Below are 18,483 nucleotides of genomic sequence, written 5' to 3' on the forward strand. Positions count from 1 at the left end.
CTGCTCCCAACGCGAGTTGCGCCGCATGTGCGCGCCCGCGATCACGACACTGCTTCAGAATGGCTTGGCCGTAAATCCCCAGCGCAACATTGCCGCCTCCCGGCGGGCCTGACCGCGCAGCTCGCTTCCACGCGTGCCGCTGACGATGCCCGGTTTGCCGCGGGCACCGAACATCCAATACGCCTGCAGATAGGGAAGAGGTGTCGAGTGGCCAGAGTGCATTCCATGCAGTCCAGACGCGGAAAGCTCTGTCGATAACTCGGCGAAGGTGAACGCCGCCGCCTCGCTCGCCATCGCATCCCGGCGCAGTACTTCGGGAGAGTCCGGGTCGACACAGACCAACATTTTGGCGACGGCCGCCGGGTCCCGCAGACGGTGAAAGTCGGTGATCCACACCGCAGCGCCGCTGCGCCGCTGTATGGCGGCCACCTGGCTCAGGGCACCGCGTAGGACGTCGAAATCTGGTAACTGATGCAGCGTCCACATGCACGAGATCGCGTCCCACGGCCGCGTGGCAATCGGCTCGCGCAGCGTAGTGATGTCCGCCTCAACCAGTTCGGCGCGATCACCAAGGCCTTCTTCGTCGAATAGCTTGCGCGCCGTGGACAGCATATTGGGGGCAAGATCGACCGCCGTCGCCCGAACATCGGGCCGTCGACGCAACACGGCGCTGAGGGCGCGGCCTGACCCGACGCCGAGGTCCAGCAGATGACCGCCGGATGGCAGCAGCGCGTCGAGTGCGCGGGCACAGAAGTCGTAGACCCCTCTCATACCCGGGTTGGACGCACCTCCGGCGTGGAATTCTGCCACCGCCTCCGGATCGTTCATCACCATCGGCTCCGGAGTGCGCTCGCGTCCGGCCGGGTGAATTCGTTCGCGTATGACAATTCCAGGTACCCGCCACAAGGGCCGAATTGTTTTCACCGCGTACCTTTCCTGATTGGCGTCAGGGCCCGGCACCAACGGCATCCATGACTATCCTTAGCCGAACGTCGTCGCGCCGGGTGGTTTTCCATTCTTGCCGACATGGGACAGCATGCCAGGTCGCTCAGGCTCGTTAGGGTTGATTGTCGAGCGGGCGCGCGCTGCCGAGGAGGAAATGTGGGTCAGCTTTCGGGCCATTCAGGCAATGGGAGCAAGTCCTTGCCTAGGCCGCCGGTGAACCCGCTCCCTTATCGCCAGCGCCTCGCAGCGGTGAAGGAATTCAGCCATGGGACTGAGCGGCTTCGTGATGCCGGCGGCCCGGTGACTGCCTTCACGCTGGGTCCGCGCTGGTTGATGCCCCCGATGGTGTTGGCCACCTCGCCCGGTGCGATTCGCGACATCCTGAGCATCAAGGATGGCTCCGTCGACAAGACGACCCCTGTTTTCGACCAAATGCGCAGCATCATCGGCGCCAACCTGGCCAACCTTCCGTTTGAGCCGTGGAAGTCGCGTCGGCGCACCCTTCAGCCCGTGTTCACCAAGCAGCGTGTCCACGAGTTCGGTGGTCACATGGCGCAGGCGGCACAGGCGGTGCGCGACGAATGGCGTGAGGATGCCGAGATCGACTTGGACGCCGAATGCCGCAGGCTGACATTGCGCGCCCTCGGCGGCGCCGTGCTCGGGCTCGACCTGGAACGCCGGGCCGACGAGGTCGCCGAGCCGCTGCGGGTCGCATTGACGTACGCGATGGGGCGTGCGACGCGTCCGTTGCGCGCCCCGCGGTGGTTGCCGACACCAGCGCGTCGGCGCGCACGGGCGGCGAGCGCCAAATTGCAAACTCTGACGAGACAGATCCTGGACGACTGTCGTGCGGATCCGACCCGGGTCGCGCCGCTGGTGCGCGCGCTGCTGGCTGCCGAGGATCCGGAAACCGGAAAGCAACTGTCAGACCAAGAGATTTGTGACGAGCTGATAATTTTTATCTTCGCAGGACACGACACCACGGCGACGACCCTGACGTATGCCCTGTGGTCATTGGGCCGCCATCCCGACTGGCAGGACCGCGTGGCGTCAGAAGTTGCGGCCTTGCCTGATCGTCCGCTGACGCCGGACGATCTTCCGCATCTGGGCCACACGGTGCAGGTGATCCGCGAGTCGCTTCGCCTGTGCCCTCCGGCGCCCACGGGGACACGCATGGCATCTCGCGACGTAGAGGTGGGCGGCTACCTGGTGCCGAAGGGGACCATGCTCATCGTCGGGCGGATGGCCGTACAAAACGACCCGACACTATGGGAAGACCCTCATCGATTCGATCCAGAGCGGTTCAGCCCGGAAAGCGTCAAGGCGCTCGGTCGTTGGCAGTATCTGCCCTTCGGCGGTGGCCCTCGGTCCTGCATAGGCGACCATTTCGCCATACTCCAGGTCACTCTCGCGTTGGCTACCGTAATCCGCGCAGTCGAAATTCATTCCCTTGATGATCAATTCCCGCTTGCATTGCACTTCACCATGATTGCCGGTGGCCCCGTCCGTGCCCGAGTTCGACCACGTCGCTAGACAGCTAGAAGCCGCTGACACCAATCTGTAAGCGAGAGGTGTGGTTATCGGTGGCGAGATCAGGGTGGACCGCAGAGTGGGCGATCGCCGCCAAGGTGTTCGTCGAAGAAAGCGATAATGCGCTGCCACGCGTCTTCGGCCTCGGGCTTGGAATAGGCCAGGCCGGCGATGTCTGTCACGAGCCGAATCGGAGCGGGAATTGTATGGTCGTTCATGAAGCTGTGGCCGACGTGAGGATATTCCTTGATGTCACGTGGCACCTGCCCCCCGGCGAGCACAGCCTCCAGCTTGGCCGCGGCGCCACGCGCCACGATCGGGTCTTTGGCACCGAAGCTCGCCACGACAGGACAGGATTGCCGGAGTCCGTCGACCTCCTTGGGAAGGGAGGCATAACAGGGTGCTGCCGCGTCGAACAGGCCGCTGGGCGCAAGTTGTAAACAGTATCCGGCGCCCATGCAGAAGCCAGCCACACCTACTCTGCCAGTGCACTGGGTATCGGCTATGAGATGTTCGCGTGCGGCAATAACGGTGCCCCAGGCGGGGCCGCGGCCGGTGAAGTGTCCCCGCATGGTGCTGATCATGCACAGGATTTTGGGACGGCGGCTGCCGTAGAGCGCCGGGCTGAGCGTCAGATAGCCGCTGGCGGCAAAGCGATCTGTGATCCGCCTCAAATCCGCTGTCATACCGAGAACGTCTTGGATGACTATGACACCGGGCCAAGGGCCTGAGCCTTCGGGAACAGCCAGATAGCCCGGCACGTCGATGCCTTCGGCGGTCGGAAAGGCGATTTCAGGCATCGGCGGCACCGTCGATCGTGTCATTGCGGGGATTAGGGTGCAATTCGGCATCGCCGACTCCAGGGCGCATCGATAGATCCTAGCCGCGCCCGGCGGAGTCAACTGGCCGTCAGGGTCAGTGCGGCACGGGCAGGACGAGGTTCGTGGTTGAGTCGAGGAAGCGGCGAAGCGACTCTCGCTTGGCGATGCCGGTGTGCGCGAGCACCGCACAGAATTCGTGACAACTGGGGCGACGCAGTGCCACGCGCACTACGCAACAGCGCGTCTCCCGAGGCGATGTATTCGACATGGCCGCCGCCGGCGACTGGACGTCAGTGTTCGCAGCAAGTTCCATCTGGGGAACTGGGCGCACGGCGACCGACTCACCGAAATGCTCACGGCCGCTGTCGAAGCCGCACACCAAGATATTATCGCCGGGTATCGCCAGCTCTACGGAGGATACGATCTCAAGAATCGCGCTGCAGCCAACCGCGCCGGCTGGTCGCGCATCGACAACTTCGGCCAGGCGTTCATGACCGCGCTCGCCAACGGTCAGCTGCCCTTCCCGTTGCCGGAGGCACACCCCACCATGCCTTTCGGGATTCCCGGCGCGACGCCGTCACCCGTCCCACTGCAGATACCGGCACTGAATCCGCCTGCGCCGAGCCTACTTTCGTTGCCCGGAATCTGACCGCGAATCCGAGCGTGATCTGTCAGCGGCACCGGTGGGCGTTGAGCCGGGCGGCCTGGCGCGTCAGGTGGTCGCGCTCGGCGAGGTTGGGTGCCTTTCGGGCCGCCTCGGCGTAGAGCCGTGCCGCCGTCGTCACGTCGCCGTCGCGCTCGTGCAGGTGGGCGGCCACCGCGGCGTAGCGGGGCAGTGAAGCATCGACCGCCGCGAGTGCTGCCAGCCCGGCGCGTGCTCCGTCGGCCTCACCGACGGCCACGGCGCGGTTGAGCCGGACGACCGGGCTGTCGGTCAGCAGCGCGAGCTCGTCGTACCACTCGACGATCTGCACCCAGTCGGTCTCCTCGGCGGTGGTTGCATCGGCGTGCAGCGCCGCGATCGCGGCCTGTGCCTGGAACTCACCCAGCCGGTCGCGGGCCAGCGCCGCCTGCAGAATCTCGACGCCCTCGGCGATGGCCGCGGTGTCCCAGCGGCCGCGGTCCTGTTCGGCGAGCGGCACCAGGCCGCCGTCGGGTGCGGTCCGGGTGGCGCGCCGGGCGTGGTGGAGCAACATGAGGGCGAGAAGACCAGCCACTTCGGGGTGGTCGATCGCTGCCGCGAGCTGCCGGGTGAGCCGGATGGCCTCGGCGGCCAGGTCGACGTCGCCGGAATAACCCTCGTTGAAGACCAGGTAGAGGACGCGGAGCACGGTGGCGACGTCGCCCGGCCGGTCGAACCGCACACCGGAGACCGTGCGCTTGGCCCGGCTGATGCGTTGCGCCATGGTCGCCTCGGGCACCAGGTAGGCCTGGGCGATCTGGCGCGTGGTCAGCCCGCCGACAGCGCGCAGCGTGAGCGCAACCGCCGACGACGGTGTCAGCGACGGATGGGCGCACAGGAAATAGAGCGCCAGCGTGTCATCCACCGCGGACGCAGGTCCCGGCGCCGGCTGCTCGTTGTCATGGTCCTCCCGCCGGCGTCGGGCGACGTCCGCCCGCGTCACGTCGAGGAACCGACGCCAGGCCACGGTGACCAACCAGCCCTTGGGATCTCGCGGCGGGTCGGCCGGCCAGACGCGGACCGCCTCGATCAGCGCGTCCTGCACGGCGTCCTCGGCCGCCGCAAAATCGGCGCCGCGGCGGACGAGGATTCCGAGCACGCTCGGCGTGAGGCTCCGGAGCAGGGCCTCGTTCATCCAGAGGTCACTCAGTGATGGTGGGCGGCGACGTCAGGAACGGGCGCAGCTCGAGCCATTCGTGGATCGGCTTGCCGCCCGCCCCAGGAGCGGCCGACAGTTCCCCGGCCAGCTCGACGGCGCGCTCGTGGCTGTCGACGTCGATCACCATCCAGCCGGCGATGAGGTCCTTCGTCTCGGCGAACGGGCCGTCGGTGACCGGGGGGCGCCCCTCGCCGTCGTACCGGACGAACATCCCGTCGGGGGCCAGAGCCTGACTGTCGACATACTCGCCGGTGCCCTGCAGCCGGGCCGCGAAGTCGTTCATGTACTGCACATGTGCCGAAATCTCCTCCGGCGTCCACTGGTCCATCGGCACGTCGTTGACTGAAGCCGGAGCGCCGCGGTAGTGCTTGAGCATCAAGTACTTGGCCATCGTGATTCTCCTCAGTGCTGGTGCGACCCATTTTGGTCGCGTTCACCCCGGGGACGGAGCCAGTCGCGGGTTCTCGACATCGCCGTCGGCCCGCCATACCAACATGTCGCGCAGTTCTCTGCCAAGTCTGCGGTTCACGATCGCGCGGCCGAGGCGGGGTGCGGCTGCGCGTGCGATGTTGGTCAGCAGTGGGGAGTGTGGCGGAATCTTGTAGAAGTGGTTGCCGATGACGATGAAGCCGCCGGCGCCGACATCTGCCCCACCGAACACCTTTCCGACGAGGTCGGCGTCGATCGAAGGCTTTTTGAACACCCGCGAGATCACCGACACGATGTCGTCCTCGGCGTTGGTGACGTAGAGCGTGGCGCCGTCGGGGCCGACCGCCAACCCGACCGGGTTGTCGCCGACGTCGACAGTTGACGTGACGGTGTCGGTGGCGGTGTCGACCACGGACAGAGTGCCGTCGTCGGCATTGGTCACGTAGGCCGTGCCGCCGTCGGCACTGAACGCGATCATGGCCGGCGCGAGGCCGACGGTGATGGTGGTCGTCACGGTGTTGGTGGCGATGTCGATCACCGACAGCGTGTTGTCGTTCAGCTTGGTGACGTAGGCGCGGATGCCGTCCGGGCTCACTACCACCGCGAGCGCAGGGCTGCCGATGTCGACGGTGGCGATGACGGTGTTGGTAAGGGTGTTGATCACCGACACTGTGTCGGTCACCGAGTCGGCCCCCTTCGCGACGTAGGCGCGGGTGCCGTCGGGGCTGATCGCCACCATGGCCGGGCCGCCGCCGACGGAGACGGTGGCGGTGTGGGTCACGGTGTCGATCACCGCCACGGTGCCGCTGTTGCGCTTGGTCACATAGATCGATGCGCTGTCGGGGCTGACTGCCACCCAGTTCGGCACGTCGGCGATGTTGATGGTCGCGGCAATCGTGTTGGTGGCGGTCGCGATCACTGAGACGGTGCCGTCTTCGCCGTTGTTGACGTAGGCGCGGTTACCGTCGGGGCTCACCGCCACGCTGAGCGGAATGTCGCCGACGGCGATGGTCTTGGTGACGGTGCCGGTGTCGGTGTCGAGCACCGACAGCGTGTCGTCGAGGCTGTTGGCGACGTAGACGGTGTCGCCGTCGGGGGTGACGGCCAACCCGGACGGGAGGTCGCCCACATCGATGGTGTGTACAACGCCGAGCATGATGACCCCTTCGGTCGAATTGATGTCTCGGGTCAAGTACAGAGGCCAGGCGCGGCTACCGATCCCAATGTCAGTGTTTTTTCAGAAATGGATCCCAGACTGACGAGGTGCCGCCAAACGGTCCTACCACCACCGCACCGCCGCTTCCCACCCCCACCCTGATGCCCCCGCTGCCCGACCCCGACTTCACCAAATTTGGACGCGGGATCTCTCTGCTCGGCGGCTGGCTTCCGCTGGGTATCCAGATCGTCGCGGTCGTGGTGTTGATCGCGGCGATCGGGTGGCGGACGCGGCGCTGGCGATTGGTGTGGGTACCGGTCGGTGCGGGTGTCGGTGTCGTGGTCGCGCTCGCCGCGCGCGGATACATGAACTCCGAGGGGCTGTCGTCGGACCCGGCCCCGCTGACGCTGTGGGTGTGGACCGCGATCTTCGCCGCGGCGGTGACGTTGGCGGCCTCGGGATTTCGCGGTGCACGCTGGTGGCGCCGGAGTTTGTCAATGGTGGCGCTTCCCCTGACCTTGCTGTGCGCGCTGCTGGCGCTCAACCAGTGGGTCGGGTATTACCCGACCGTGCAGAGGGCCTGGGGCGATGTGACATCGGGTCCGTTGCCGGACCAGACCGATTTGGCCAACCTCGCCGCACTGCGAACCACCCAGCCGGTTACAGGCAAGTTGGTGCCGGTTGACATACCCAGTGACGCCAGCGGATTCAAGCATCGACGCGAGTACGTCTACCTGCCACCAGTCTGGTTCGCCGGCGTCACACCGCCACAACTGCCCGCGGTGATGATGATTGCCGGCGAGTTCAGCAACCCGACCAACTGGATGCGCACCGGCAACGCGATAAGTGTGCTCGACGACTACGCCACGGCACACGGGGGAGCGGCGCCGGTGTTCGTCTTCGTCGATTCCAGCGGCAGCTTCAACAACGACACCGAATGTGTCAACGGCCCGCGCGGCAACGCGGCAGACCACCTCACCAAAGACGTTCGCCCGTATGTTATCTCGCGATTCAACACCTCAGCCAAACCCGCGGACTGGGGTGTGGTCGGATGGTCCATGGGAGGCACCTGTGCCATCGATCTGACGGTCATGCACCCTGACATGTTCTCGACCTTCGACGACATCGGCGGCGATCGAGGCCCCAACTCCGGCACCAAGCAGCAGACGATCAACCGTCTCTACGGCGGCGACGCCGCGGCGTGGGCCGCCTTCGATCCACGTACCGTCATGGCAAAACACGGACCGTATGCGGGCATAGCGGGATACTTCGACGACTCGCAGGAACCGGCCGACGACAAGACCAAGAACCTGCCCGACCAACGCCAACAACGCGCCGCGCCACTCGGATTCGGCGGACACGACGACAACGACGAGTTCCGCGAGAAGGGCGCGCTTCCCGATCTGTGCGCCGCTGCAGTCGCGGTCGACATCCAGTGCTCGCTGCGGGTGTATCCGGGCTATCACACCTGGCAGTTTGCGGCGAAGGCGTTTTCCAATGCGCTGCCGTGGCTGGCGCAGCGCGTCCACACGCCAGGCACTCAGACGTGAGTGCGGTGACCCTGCCCTATCGTCGGGTGGCGGTCACGTAGAGGATCGCACTCGCCGCCGTGTCATCGACACCGTCCGGGGTCTGGCTGACACCCGCGCCCTCGCACAGTTGCCTCGCGGTCGTTTTCGTGGTGTCCCATCCCTGCGATCTCAGGTAACTGTCAACGTCATTGCGTTCACCGCTGTAGTAGAGGTTGCCGAAGTCGACGTCGGCGCCGTGCTGTCGCCAGGTCTCACTGATCGCCCGCATTTGCGAGCCGAGCGCCTCGGCGGGTAGCGGCAGGTAGTCGGTGGCCAGCTGGCTGCCAGGAGCGCTCAGATCAGTGATGTCATCCAGAAGTCGATCCTGGTCCTCGCCCGACAGGAATCCGATCAACAGCCCCTCGGCGATCCACGCGGTGGGCCGCGTGCGGTCGAAGCCCGCTTCGCTCAGAGCGTCCGGCCAATCGTCACGCAGGTCGACGCCCACCGAGCGCAGGTCCGCGGTCGGGGTAGCGCCGAGGTCCCTCAGAGTGGAGTTCTTGAACGCCACCACCTCCGGCCGATCCACCTCATAGATGGTGGTGTCGTCGGGCCATTCCAAGCGATACGCACGCGAATCGAGGCCGGCGGCGACATTGACGACCTGACGTATCCCCGTCTCCCATGCGGTGCTGAAGAAGTCATCGAAGTACCAGGCTCGGATGCCGAAAAGATCTGGCATCCAACCGGATCCCGGCTCACCGCCGATGTCGTCGAAGTCGAGTTCGCCCTGGGCCAACCGGGTGAAGAAGTCGACCCCGACGGCGCGGACGAGCGGTTCGGCGAACGGGTCGTCAACGACCGGATCGGCGCGCTTGCTGGCCGCGGCTCTCGCCGCGGCCACCATGGTGGCGCTCGCACCGACCGTCTTCGTCAGGTCCCAGGTGTCGCCGTCCGCACGTGCCATCGTCTACCCCTCAACCGGCACGCCGGGCGGCACACCCAGCCTGGTAAACGTCGCAACTCGGGGCTTTAGTTCGTTGCGCGCGGCAGCGTTTGCTACACGTCGGAACTCTCACGCCACAGGTCGATGCCGGAATCCGATGCGTACTGGTCGATTTCGCTGAGCTCGTCGGCTGTGAAGACGAGATTCGACAGCGCGCCCAGGTTCTCTTCCAGCTGAGCGACGCTCGACGCTCCCACGAGTGTCGATGCGACGCTGGGGTCGCGAAGCACCCAGGCCAGCGCGAGCTGCGCCAGTGACTGGCCACGTCGCTTCGCGATGCCGGCCAGACCGCGCAGACGGTCGCGGACCTCCTCGGTCACCACGTCGTCGTCGAAGGTCGGACGCGCGGTTGCCCGGTCGATGTTGGCCGCCGGCTGCTGTAGATAGCGGTCGGTGAGAAGCCCCTGGCCGAGCGCGGTGAATGCGATGGCACCCATACCGGCATTGGTGAGCTCGGTGGTGAGGCCGCCCTCGATCCACCGGTTGAGCAGCGAGTACGACGGCTGATGTATCACCAGCGGGGTGCCCAGGCGCCCCGCGATCGTCGCCGCTTCCGCGGTCTTGGCGGCCGAGTACGACGAAATCCCGACATAGCGCGCCTTGCCCGCCCGCACCGCGGTGTCGAGGGCGCCGATCGTCTCCTCGAGCGGTGTCGTCGCATCGATGCGGTGCGAGTAGAAGATGTCGACGTAGTCGAGCCCGAGGCGGTCGAGCGACTCGTCAAGGCTGGCGAGCAGATAGGCCCGCCCGCCGAGTTGACCGTACGGCCCCGGCCACATGTCCCAACCCGCCTTGGTCGAGATGATCAGCTCGTTGCGGTACGGCTTGAAGTCGCGACGCAACATCCGGCCGAAGTTCTCCTCGGCCGAGCCGTACGGCGGCCCGTAGTTGTTGGCCAGATCGAAGTGGGTGATGCCACGGTCGAACGCGTATCGCAGCACCTCCCGCTGCACGTCGAACGGCCGGTTGTCGCCGAAGTTGTACCAGAGCCCGAGTGAGATCGCCGGCAGCAGAAGTCCCGACGAGCCAACCCGCCGGTACGGCATCTCGCTATAGCGCTCCCGCGACGCGGCCCAGGGGTCGTGGGTGAAAGGGACAACAGGTATCGCGAGCTCCTCGGTCATGGTCACCATCCTAGATTCCTGGGTTCGGGTCTCCCGACGTCGCACGGAGCAGGGTTGCTGGCCGAATTAAGCTGTGAATCCAATCGACTCGAAGGACGTGCATGTTCATCGCTCTTCTCGGCGCGGTCCTCGGGCTCATGCACCTGTACCTGTGGAAGCGGATGATCAAGGACACGACCCGGGCGGGACGCACACGGTGGATCCTGACGGCCGCGTTCGTCGCGCTCATGGCGCTGTTGTTTGCGGCGCTGATCCTGCCGCGCATTGTGGCGGTGGCCGGGTCGACGTGGTTCGCGTGGCCCGGCTATCTCTGGTTCGGCCTCGTCGGCTACCTCTTTCTGACGTTGCTCGTGCTCGAGCCGGTTCGGCTGGTGCTGCGCGGCCGCGCGAAACGCCGGCTGTGTGAAGTAAGCAGCCCCGCGGCGCCGGTGGTCGACGAATCGCTCCGGCTATCGCTCCAGGTGGATCGGCGTCTGTTTCTCGCCCGGGCCGGTGCGGCCGCCGCCGGAGCGGCGTCGCTGGGCATCGTCGGCGTTGGTGCGGCGACCGCGCTCGGGCCGCCGGACATATTGCGGCTGCCGGTGCGCCTGCGCGGGCTGGATGCCGCGTTGAGCGGATTCCGCATTGCCGTGGTGTCCGACATCCACCTCGGCCCGCTGACGGGTCGTGCACAGATCGAGCGGATCGTCCGGATGATCAACGAGGAGGCGCCCGACCTCGTCGCGATCGTCGGCGATCTGGTGGACGGAACGGTCGAGGAGCTCGGCCCGGCCGCGGAACCGTTGCGAGACTTGCATTCCCGGGAAGGCGCCTTCTTCGTCACCGGCAACCACGAATACTTCGTCCCCGATACGATGTCGTGGCTGCGCGAACTCGACCGTCTCGGCGTGCACACTCTGCGCAACGAGAACACGGTTATCCGCCGCGGCTCAGCCTCTTTGAACGTGGCCGGTGTCAACGACGTTACCGGTGGCAGGCACTCGGATCCGCCGGACTTCGACCGGGCGCTGTCGGGACTGCGTTCGACCGTGCCGACGGTTCTGCTTGCCCACCAACCGATCCAGGTATCCGAGGCCGCCGTGCACGGAGTGGATCTGCAGCTGTCCGGGCACACCCACGGTGGCCAGATGTGGCCGTTCCACTACATCGTCCGCGCCGTTCAGCCGTCGTTGAGCGGATTGTCCGTCGTCGATGACACGCAGCTCTACGTCACGCGGGGCGCAGGGTTCTGGGGTCCGCCGGTCCGGGTCGGCGCGCCGCCGGACATCACGGTGATCTCCCTTCAGCCGGGCTCGCCGGCCGCGGCAGTGTGACGCATCAGACTTTGATAGCACACTAATAGTTAGTGTACGATCTAATTGTGAGCACCACGACGGCACCCGATATCGATCCCCTCGCGCTGGAGCAGCAGGTGTGTTTCGCGCTGGCAGTCACCAACCGGGCGGTCTTGTCCATCTACCGGCCACTGCTCGAGCCATTGAATCTCACCCATCCGCAGTACCTGGTGATGCTGACCCTGTGGGATCACCGCAAGGCATCGGCTGAGGGCGACCCGCCGTTGTCGGTCAAGCAGATCGCCATGGCCCTGCAGTTGGATTCGGCCACCTTGTCGCCGATGCTGAAGCGCCTTGAGGCACTGGGCTACATCACCCGCAACCGCAACGCCGCAGATGAGCGCTCCACCGATGTCGAACTCACCAAGGCCGGGTTCGCATTGCGTGAACGTGCGCTCGAGATCCCGCCCGCCGTCGTGGCACACCTCGGTGTCGAGCTGACCGAACTCGAGGAACTGCGCCGCGTGCTCACCCGCGTCAACACCGCAGCACTGGCTGCCGGCGCGCTCAATCTGTGAACCCATCGAACAGTCAGGAGCCACCATGGCCACCACCCGACCCACCCCCCTTCAATACGTCGCGTACGCCTACGGAAAACGCCTGCCCAACTCGATGCATCGTTGGGTGGAAGAGGATCTGGCCGGCCGTGGCGCTGTCCGCCGCCACATCATCCGGATGGCGATACCACCATTTGTCATCCTCGCTCCGTTCTGGCTACTGCCCGCCTCGCTCTATGTGCATCTCGAGATGACCGCGCCCCTCTTTATCTGGGCCGTGCTGATGTCGGTGGCGCTGAACAAGATCTGGCGGCGATACCGGTTGGGGCAGCACGGACTGGACCCGAATCTCGTCGACGCGATCAAGCGCAGGAAAGACGCCCGCATGCACGAGGACTACGCCCGGCGTTTCGGCCCGCGTCCGGAAGAGGCCAAGTGGCAGCAGAACAGCAGCCCTTTCTAGCCTGCTGAGCCGTTCGAGGACCCCGCGGCACGGGCACGCCGCAGCCGCAGCCGCCACCTCTCCAGGGTGTCGCCGTCGGTGACGGCGTATCGGTCCAGCAGTTCGGGATCGGGCGCAGGCGGCATCGGCGCGACCGGCAATGAACCGTCCATCGGAACGAGTGAGCGTCCGGCCGTTACGACGTCGCCCATCACCCACGGCGGCCGGCCCACCTCAGCGGCGAACGGAAGATCGGGAAGCGCGCCGGCCAGCGCCACCGCGGCGGCGAGCCCGACGCTGGTCTCATGTCCGGATGCCACCACGCAAGGCACACCGAGTGTTTCGGCCAGCCGCAGCGATCGGCGGACTCCCCCCAGCGCCCCGCACGTCAGCACCACCAGGTCGGCGGCGTCGGCGACAACCGAGGGATCACGGGACTCGATGGCCGACACGTCGGCCGCGACCGGGACATCGCTGTTGCGGCGCACCGCGGCCAACTCCGCGATGGTGCCGCACGGTTGCGCCACGTAGTCCAGCGCGCCTGCCGCGCGCGCCATGGCCGGGATCGCCGCCACCGCGGTGTCGACGCCCCACCGCCCGTCGACGGCACAGCGGATCCGGCCGCCGCGACCGAGCGCGTCACGCACCGCTTCCAGACGCGCGCAGTCATCGGTCGGCGATCCGCCACGGCCGCCGACCGCCACGGTCGCAGTGCGGCATCCGGAATCCCGTACGAGTCGATGCGCCACCTCTGGATCCACCGCCGGGACGTTGACCGCGACAGGGACCCGGCCGCGCACCGGGTCCGGCCAACCCACCGTGCCCGGTTCCGTCGCCGTACTCAACCATCGCGCGGCACGCGCATCATCGGCGTCGGGGGGTGGGCTGAACTCGCCCCACCCCTGGGGACCTTCGATGAGCATGCACTCGCGGGCGCCGGCCTCGCCGAACCCGCCGGCCACCGGGATGGCCACCACGACGGCGCCGTCGAAGTCGATCAGTGTCTTCACTGAGAGACAACGCTAGCGGGTGCGCGGCCAGCGACGGTACCCTCGCGGGAATGCAAGAGACGCCTGCCGCCGAGGTGGAATCGGTCGCGCGTGGCCGGCCACGGGTCCGGTGGCGCCGGCTGATCGTAGTGTCGGCGATCCTGTTGATCCTGTTCGGGGTGCCGTGGTGGACGGTGCTGTCGGCGGGCACGCAATGGCCGACCGCAGTGGTGGTGGCGGGCACACTCGTCTTCGTTGCGGCCTTCGCCGGGTTGCCCGCACTGATGATGGTGGGCCACGGCCGCAGGCACCTGGACCGGGTGGCGGCGATCGCCGACGCGTTGCTCGGTGCGGTGTGGGTGTTGTTCGTCTGGTCGGTGCTGGCCCAGTTGCTGCGCCTGGTACTGCTCGCGGCCGGTGTCGAGGATCCGGTCAGGTCGCGTCTGGTCGCCGGTGTGGTCGTCGCCGTCGTGGTCCTCCTTCTCGGGTGGGGTTACGCCGAGGCGATGCGGGTTCCGCGCACGCGACGCCTCGATGTCGCGATCCAGGGGCTGGGTCACGGCCTCGACGGCCTGCAGATTGCGGTCATCACCGACACCCACTTCGGGCCGATCGATCGCTCACGCTGGTCCGCCTCGGTGGTCGACCGCGTCAACGAACTCGAACCGGACGTCGTGTGTCACGTCGGAGACATCGCCGACGGCACCGCGGAGGTTAGGGAGCCTCAGGCCCGGCCACTGGCCGCGGTCCGGGCACGGCTCGCGCGGGTGTACGTGACGGGGAACCACGAGTACATCAGCGAGGCGCAGGGCTGGCTCGACTACATGGAGCGCATCGGCTGGGACGTGCTGCACAACCGGCACATCGTCGTGGAACGCGAGGGGGACAGGCTCGTCATCGCGGGTGTGGACGACGCGACGGCCCGAGCCTCCGGCGTGGACGGACACGGAGCGAATCTCGACGCCGCCCTTGCCGATACCGATCCCGCACTGCCCGTGATGCTCCTCGCGCATCAACCCAAGCAGGTCCCCCAGGCGGTAACAGCGGGCGTGGACCTGCAGATCTCCGGCCATACCCACGGCGGGCAGATCTGGCCGTTCAATTTTTTGGTACGACTGGATCAGCCCGTCGTGCACGGGTTGAGCAGACACGGTGAACGGACCCAGCTCTACACCAGTCGTGGCACCGGATTCTGGGGCCCGCCGTTCCGGGTCTTCGCACCCAGCGAGATCACGGTGCTGACGCTGCGTCGCGACCAACGGTAGGCCGGCGCCGGACGAGACGGCACAGCACGCCGAAGTGATCGGACGGGAACACGCGCGGGTGCGACGATGAAATGGGTTGGGTGCCAAGCAGTTCGATGCTGGTGGGGATCCAGTGATGACCCTTGTGAAGCACGCGGTCGAAACGGACCTGCCGGTGTTTGTTCTTGCTGTCGTAGCGCATCAGATTGATGGCCGTGTCTTCGGTGAACCCGTCGTCGGTCGGCCGCAGCATCGGCCACACATCGCGGTACGGGGCGGCGATCCGCGCGTCCTCGCTGTCGCGCATGTTGAAGTCGCCGAGGACCACCGCGTCGTCGGACCGTCTCAGCGCGCGGAACACCCGGCGCAACTGCCGGCCACGCAGCCGGACCGATCGCTTTCCGCTGTCGAGATGAACGCAGCAGACCACCAACGGGCGGCCGCCGACGGTGAACTCGGCCCGCAGGAAACCGCGTGACATCCGGGTCGGCAGTCGGGCGTAGGTGACCTGCGCGACCGGCAGCCGGGACAACATCAGCAGGCCGTAGTTGCCGGCTCTGCCACCGGCGACCGCGGCCCGGCGATAGTGCTCCTGGATCCACGGCTGGGTCAGGAAGATCCTCAGAGCGGCCGGCGTGATTTCTTGAAACACCATGATGTCCGGCGATTCCCGGCACAGCAGATCCGCGATCGCCCGATAGCGCTGGTCGGCGAAGTAGTCGTCGAACCACACGTTGAACGTCGCCACCGTCAGGTCGTCGCGGTCGACGTCGGCCGCGTCCTCGACACCATCGACACCGCCCCAACTGTTCGACGCGGCGTCGTACCTTTCCACAGGAATGCGACGCCGGAGATGGAACACGGCTTCGATACTCCCCGACGGGCTCCGTCAGCGTGGTGGGGGACCGCTGGACCGGCGCATCGATGGCGGCCGGTACGAGAGGTGGTCGGCTTCGAAACGGGCGGGGGTGGAACAGGCGGTTCGGACACGGGTGGCGCGGGCTCGAACGTCGCCCGTGGCGGCGGGTTGAATCGCCGCATCGGGGGCAGGTCGTTCGGGTTGCCGATGTTGCCCGAACTGTCGGGCCGGGTATCGGGTCCGTCGAGGCCCACCCGGTCACCGATCTTCGCGACGTGGTGGTGTCCGGCGTCAGGCGCGGCCTGTGCGGCACCCGCGCCCCAGCAACACATCTGCCGTCACGCCGACGACACCGGCCGGGTCGCGCGGGCCCCAGTCGCGCCCGGCGAGTTCGCGCAGGATGGCGGCCATTTCGACGTTCTGACAGACGGCCCCGCGACCGTAGTGCTGTGCAGACCGATGTCGATCCTGCGCGCCGGGTCGGGTTGGGCGGTGAACGCCCCGGTATTGAAGCCGGTCTGCATCGTGCCGACCGTGACCACGGCATCGCAGGATGAGCTGACCGTCATACATCCCGATATAGGTCGGGTGATTCGAGAACGTCGTCGCAGCGAGGCGCGCGCCCATCTGGGCGACGCCCACCGCATGCTGGAAACGATGGGGATGGCAGCGTTCGCGGAGCGCGCAAGGCGCGAACTACACGCGACGGGGGAAGCCGCTGCGCGACGCGATCCTCAGACCGGGCCACGTGTCGAACTCACCGCCCAGGAGGCGCAGATCGCGCGACTGGCCAACGACGGGCTGTCGAATCCGGAGATCGGCACCCGGCTGTTCATCAGCGCCCGGACCGTGCAGTACCACCTTCGCAAGGTCTTCACCAAGCTGGGTATCTCGTCGCGTGGCCAGCTCGGGCAGGTGCTGCCCGCGGTCGCCGAGACGCCGCTTCGCTGACCGACGATTCACGCCGTCGGGAACTGGCCAATCGCACTGTGCACCGGCGGATGCGCGCCCAACCGGATCGGCGCGATGATCGCGGTATTGGGTCAACAGCAACCTTCCCAGGGAGACACCATGGCTGAAATGATCGCCGGCATCGTCATCCCCGACTCCAGGATGGCCAGGGAAACGACCGACTTCATCTGCGACACCGAATCACCGCTGCTGTTTCACCACTCGCGGCGCACCTACCTGTTCGGCATGTTGCACGGGCAGCAGCGCGACCGGCATGCCGACCCCGAACTGCTCTACATTGCCGCGATGTTCCATGACCTCGGCCTCGTCGAGGGACACCGCAATCTGCACCAGCGATTCGAGGTCGACGGCGCCGATGCCGCACGAGACTTTCTGAAGGGTCACGACATCCCCGATGACGACATCCGCCGCGTCTGGTCGGCGATCGCGCTGCACACTACCCACGGCATCCCGGTCTTCATGGAACCCGAGATCGCCCTGCTTGCAGCGGGCGTGGAGACCGACGTCGACGGAGCCGGACTGGACCTGCTCGACCCCGTCGCCATCAAAGAAGTCATCACCGCGCACCCCCGGCTGGACTTCAAGCGCAAGTCGCTGCCCACCTTCGCCGCGGGCTTCAAGGACCGCCCCGACACCACCTTCGGTGCCATCACCGCCGACGTGCTCGCTCACTTCTCACCCGGCTTCAAACGCAAAGACTTCGTTGAGGTCGTGCAGAACAAAGCGTGGACAGAGTGAACGGGGCCATACCCATCGGGCTGGCCCTGGCGCCACCCGCGCCCGATGTGCCGAACGCGATCGACGACCTCATCGCCCGGGCGCGCCTGGCTGCCGGCACCGGCGTTGCCTCGCTGTGGCTCGGCCAGCTGTTCGATATCGACGCGCTCACCGCGGCCGCGGTGATCGGCCGTGAAGTCGCCGATGTCACCGTGGGAACCGCGGTGACCATCATCTATCCGCGGCATCCGATCGTGATGTCCAGCCAGGCGCAGACCGTCCAGGCCGCGCTCGACGGCCGCCTGCGCCTCGGTCTGGGGGTGTCGCACCGTGAATTGATCGAACACCGATTCGGCTATTCGTTCGAGCGGCCCGCAAGCCACCTCCGGGAGTACCTCGAAGTGCTCAACTCGCTGCTTCCCAGCGGCGAGGTTTCCTACCGCGGCCGCACGCTCGTCGCCGACACCTCCGGCTTCCCGGGACACGTGCCGGGGAGCACGCCACCTCAGATCCTCGTTGCCGCGCTGGGTCCGGCCATGCTTGGCGTCACCGGTGAACTGGCCGACGGCACCATTACCTGGCTGGCCGGTCCACGCACCCTGGAACAGCACATCGTGCCGACCCTGTCGGCGGCCAATCGAGGAAGAACCTCACCCAGAGTCGTCGCGAGTCTTCCGGTCTGTGTCACGAACGACCCCGACGATGTCGCCCGGCGTGCGTTGGCCCATCTGGCGATGTACGACCAGTTCTCCGCCTACGCGGCTGTCCTGCAACGTGAAGGAGCGCAGAAAGCCGGCGAGCTCGCCATCATCGGTGACGAAGCGGTCGTCGAGAAGCAAATCAAACGCCTACAAGACGCAGGCGCCACCGAATTCATCGGCAACGCGTGGGGGTTCACCACGGTCGAAGAGCACGACCGCACGGCCGGCCTGTTGGGGAGCCTGTCCGGCCCAGGGTCCGCCTGACCGAAAGCGCTTGACCAGCAACGCCGCCCGCCCGACTGTGCGTCGATCACCGCTAATTGCCACAGCTTCCGGCCAGACGCGGAGGGTACATTTGCGGACCG

Annotated in this window: 18 protein-coding genes and 2 pseudogenes; 11 read left to right on the top strand and 9 right to left on the bottom strand. The window is 66.6% G+C overall.

The annotated features are described in order from the left end of the window. Positions 1-54: 54 nt before the first annotated feature. Positions 55-828, bottom strand: coding sequence for a class I SAM-dependent methyltransferase (locus ACVWWN_RS05555; RefSeq protein ID WP_457143005.1), 774 nt, complete (start codon positions 826-828; stop codon positions 55-57). Positions 829-1,101: 273 nt separating this feature from the next. Between ACVWWN_RS05555 and ACVWWN_RS05560 the strand changes: the two genes are divergently transcribed. After that, positions 1,102-2,478: a cytochrome P450 gene (locus tag ACVWWN_RS05560; protein ID WP_457143006.1), complete on the top strand. Its 1,377-nt coding sequence runs from the start codon at positions 1,102-1,104 to the stop codon at positions 2,476-2,478. 59 nt (positions 2,479-2,537) lie between these two features. Here ACVWWN_RS05560 and ACVWWN_RS05565 read toward each other — a convergent pair whose 3' ends face one another. Continuing rightward, positions 2,538-3,275 (bottom strand): dienelactone hydrolase family protein, encoded by a 738-nt coding sequence (locus ACVWWN_RS05565; RefSeq protein ID WP_457143007.1) that lies wholly within the window; start codon positions 3,273-3,275, stop codon positions 2,538-2,540. 287 nt (positions 3,276-3,562) lie between these two features. On the opposite strand from ACVWWN_RS05565, the pseudogene ACVWWN_RS05570 reads away from it, so the two are divergent. Together ACVWWN_RS05570 and ACVWWN_RS05575 are read left to right on the top strand one after the other, a co-directional pair. Next, a pseudogene (locus ACVWWN_RS05570) lies at positions 3,563-3,628 on the top strand (hypothetical protein); the annotation flags it as partial. Positions 3,629-3,645: 17 nt separating this feature from the next. Then, the gene (locus ACVWWN_RS05575) at positions 3,646-3,945 is read left to right on the top strand and encodes a hypothetical protein (RefSeq protein WP_457149469.1); all 300 of its coding nucleotides are present in this window, start codon (positions 3,646-3,648) and stop codon (positions 3,943-3,945) included. Positions 3,946-3,967: 22 nt separating this feature from the next. Here ACVWWN_RS05575 and ACVWWN_RS05580 read toward each other — a convergent pair whose 3' ends face one another. From ACVWWN_RS05580 to ACVWWN_RS05590, 3 genes are read right to left on the bottom strand one after another with little or no spacing between them, the layout of a single operon-like run. Continuing rightward, a complete protein-coding gene (locus ACVWWN_RS05580; protein WP_457143008.1) occupies positions 3,968-5,113 on the bottom strand; it encodes an RNA polymerase sigma factor in 1,146 nt (381 codons plus the stop codon). A 7-nt stretch (positions 5,114-5,120) separates the two neighbouring features. Next, on the bottom strand, positions 5,121-5,528 hold the full coding sequence (locus ACVWWN_RS05585) for a YciI family protein (protein WP_457143009.1): 408 nt from the start codon (positions 5,526-5,528) through the stop codon (positions 5,121-5,123). A gap of 42 nt (positions 5,529-5,570) precedes the next feature. Then, positions 5,571-6,722 (bottom strand): beta-propeller fold lactonase family protein, encoded by a 1,152-nt coding sequence (locus ACVWWN_RS05590; RefSeq protein WP_457143010.1) that lies wholly within the window; start codon positions 6,720-6,722, stop codon positions 5,571-5,573. A gap of 497 nt (positions 6,723-7,219) precedes the next feature. Here ACVWWN_RS05590 and ACVWWN_RS05595 point away from each other — a divergent pair, with 497 nt between their 5' ends. Continuing rightward, positions 7,220-8,272: an alpha/beta hydrolase gene (locus ACVWWN_RS05595; protein WP_457149006.1), complete on the top strand. Its 1,053-nt coding sequence runs from the start codon at positions 7,220-7,222 to the stop codon at positions 8,270-8,272. A gap of 16 nt (positions 8,273-8,288) precedes the next feature. Here ACVWWN_RS05595 and ACVWWN_RS05600 read toward each other — a convergent pair whose 3' ends face one another. Together ACVWWN_RS05600 and ACVWWN_RS05605 are read right to left on the bottom strand one after the other, a co-directional pair. Further along, entirely contained in the window at positions 8,289-9,200 is a 912-nt protein-coding gene (locus ACVWWN_RS05600) for an SAM-dependent methyltransferase (RefSeq protein ID WP_457143011.1), read from the bottom strand. 92 nt (positions 9,201-9,292) lie between these two features. Next, on the bottom strand, positions 9,293-10,363 hold the full coding sequence (locus ACVWWN_RS05605) for an aldo/keto reductase (protein WP_457143012.1): 1,071 nt from the start codon (positions 10,361-10,363) through the stop codon (positions 9,293-9,295). A gap of 101 nt (positions 10,364-10,464) precedes the next feature. On the opposite strand from ACVWWN_RS05605, the gene ACVWWN_RS05610 reads away from it, so the two are divergent. Genes ACVWWN_RS05610 through ACVWWN_RS05620 form a run of 3 tightly spaced genes read left to right on the top strand, consistent with a single transcriptional unit; the run spans position 10,465 to position 12,657 of the window. Next, on the top strand, positions 10,465-11,676 hold the full coding sequence (locus tag ACVWWN_RS05610) for a metallophosphoesterase (protein WP_457143013.1): 1,212 nt from the start codon (positions 10,465-10,467) through the stop codon (positions 11,674-11,676). Positions 11,677-11,723: 47 nt separating this feature from the next. Beyond that, positions 11,724-12,215 (top strand): MarR family winged helix-turn-helix transcriptional regulator, encoded by a 492-nt coding sequence (locus tag ACVWWN_RS05615; protein ID WP_457143014.1) that lies wholly within the window; start codon positions 11,724-11,726, stop codon positions 12,213-12,215. A gap of 25 nt (positions 12,216-12,240) precedes the next feature. Further along, the gene (locus tag ACVWWN_RS05620) at positions 12,241-12,657 is read left to right on the top strand and encodes a DUF5313 domain-containing protein (RefSeq protein ID WP_457143015.1); all 417 of its coding nucleotides are present in this window, start codon (positions 12,241-12,243) and stop codon (positions 12,655-12,657) included. Here the strand turns inward: ACVWWN_RS05620 and ACVWWN_RS05625 are convergent. After that, on the bottom strand, positions 12,654-13,646 hold the full coding sequence (locus ACVWWN_RS05625) for an enolase C-terminal domain-like protein (protein WP_457143016.1): 993 nt from the start codon (positions 13,644-13,646) through the stop codon (positions 12,654-12,656). The two genes, ACVWWN_RS05620 and ACVWWN_RS05625, sit on opposite strands and share 4 nt — an antisense overlap. A 50-nt stretch (positions 13,647-13,696) precedes the next feature. Here ACVWWN_RS05625 and ACVWWN_RS05630 point away from each other — a divergent pair, with 50 nt between their 5' ends. Next, positions 13,697-14,890, top strand: a complete 1,194-nt coding sequence (locus ACVWWN_RS05630) for a metallophosphoesterase (RefSeq protein WP_457143017.1) — start codon at positions 13,697-13,699, stop codon at positions 14,888-14,890. On the opposite strand, the gene ACVWWN_RS05635 is transcribed toward ACVWWN_RS05630, so the two are convergent. Next, positions 14,856-15,731: an endonuclease/exonuclease/phosphatase family protein gene (locus ACVWWN_RS05635; RefSeq protein WP_457143018.1), complete on the bottom strand. Its 876-nt coding sequence runs from the start codon at positions 15,729-15,731 to the stop codon at positions 14,856-14,858. The two genes, ACVWWN_RS05630 and ACVWWN_RS05635, sit on opposite strands and share 35 nt — an antisense overlap. 591 nt (positions 15,732-16,322) lie before the next feature. Between ACVWWN_RS05635 and ACVWWN_RS05640 the strand changes: the two are divergent. The 3 genes and pseudogenes from ACVWWN_RS05640 to ACVWWN_RS05650 all read left to right on the top strand — a co-directional run. After that, positions 16,323-16,679, top strand: a pseudogene (locus ACVWWN_RS05640) (helix-turn-helix domain-containing protein); the annotation flags it as partial. A 120-nt stretch (positions 16,680-16,799) separates the two neighbouring features. Further along, positions 16,800-17,438, top strand: coding sequence for an HD domain-containing protein (locus ACVWWN_RS05645; protein WP_457143019.1), 639 nt, complete (start codon positions 16,800-16,802; stop codon positions 17,436-17,438). Continuing rightward, positions 17,435-18,382, top strand: coding sequence for an LLM class F420-dependent oxidoreductase (locus ACVWWN_RS05650; RefSeq protein ID WP_457143020.1), 948 nt, complete (start codon positions 17,435-17,437; stop codon positions 18,380-18,382). Before ACVWWN_RS05645 ends, ACVWWN_RS05650 begins: the two co-directional genes overlap by 4 nt. The last annotated feature ends 101 nt before the right edge of the window (positions 18,383-18,483 follow it).

Source organism: Mycobacterium sp. URHB0021 (genome assembly GCF_054057895.1).

Coding starts and splice junctions, on each gene's coding strand:
- ACVWWN_RS05575 (WP_457149469.1), top strand. CDS start 3,646: ATGCTCACGGCCGCTGTCGAAGCCGCACACCAAGATATTATCGCCGGG.
- ACVWWN_RS05620 (WP_457143015.1), top strand. CDS start 12,241: ATGGCCACCACCCGACCCACCCCCCTTCAATACGTCGCGTACGCCTAC.
- ACVWWN_RS05630 (WP_457143017.1), top strand. CDS start 13,697: ATGCAAGAGACGCCTGCCGCCGAGGTGGAATCGGTCGCGCGTGGCCGG.
- ACVWWN_RS05610 (WP_457143013.1), top strand. CDS start 10,465: ATGTTCATCGCTCTTCTCGGCGCGGTCCTCGGGCTCATGCACCTGTAC.
- ACVWWN_RS05555 (WP_457143005.1), bottom strand. CDS start 828: ATGAACGATCCGGAGGCGGTGGCAGAATTCCACGCCGGAGGTGCGTCC.
- ACVWWN_RS05605 (WP_457143012.1), bottom strand. CDS start 10,363: ATGACCGAGGAGCTCGCGATACCTGTTGTCCCTTTCACCCACGACCCC.
- ACVWWN_RS05580 (WP_457143008.1), bottom strand. CDS start 5,113: ATGAACGAGGCCCTGCTCCGGAGCCTCACGCCGAGCGTGCTCGGAATC.
- ACVWWN_RS05565 (WP_457143007.1), bottom strand. CDS start 3,275: ATGCCTGAAATCGCCTTTCCGACCGCCGAAGGCATCGACGTGCCGGGC.
- ACVWWN_RS05595 (WP_457149006.1), top strand. CDS start 7,220: ATGGTGGCGCTTCCCCTGACCTTGCTGTGCGCGCTGCTGGCGCTCAAC.
- ACVWWN_RS05585 (WP_457143009.1), bottom strand. CDS start 5,528: ATGGCCAAGTACTTGATGCTCAAGCACTACCGCGGCGCTCCGGCTTCA.
- ACVWWN_RS05600 (WP_457143011.1), bottom strand. CDS start 9,200: ATGGCACGTGCGGACGGCGACACCTGGGACCTGACGAAGACGGTCGGT.
- ACVWWN_RS05590 (WP_457143010.1), bottom strand. CDS start 6,722: ATGCTCGGCGTTGTACACACCATCGATGTGGGCGACCTCCCGTCCGGG.
- ACVWWN_RS05645 (WP_457143019.1), top strand. CDS start 16,800: ATGGCTGAAATGATCGCCGGCATCGTCATCCCCGACTCCAGGATGGCC.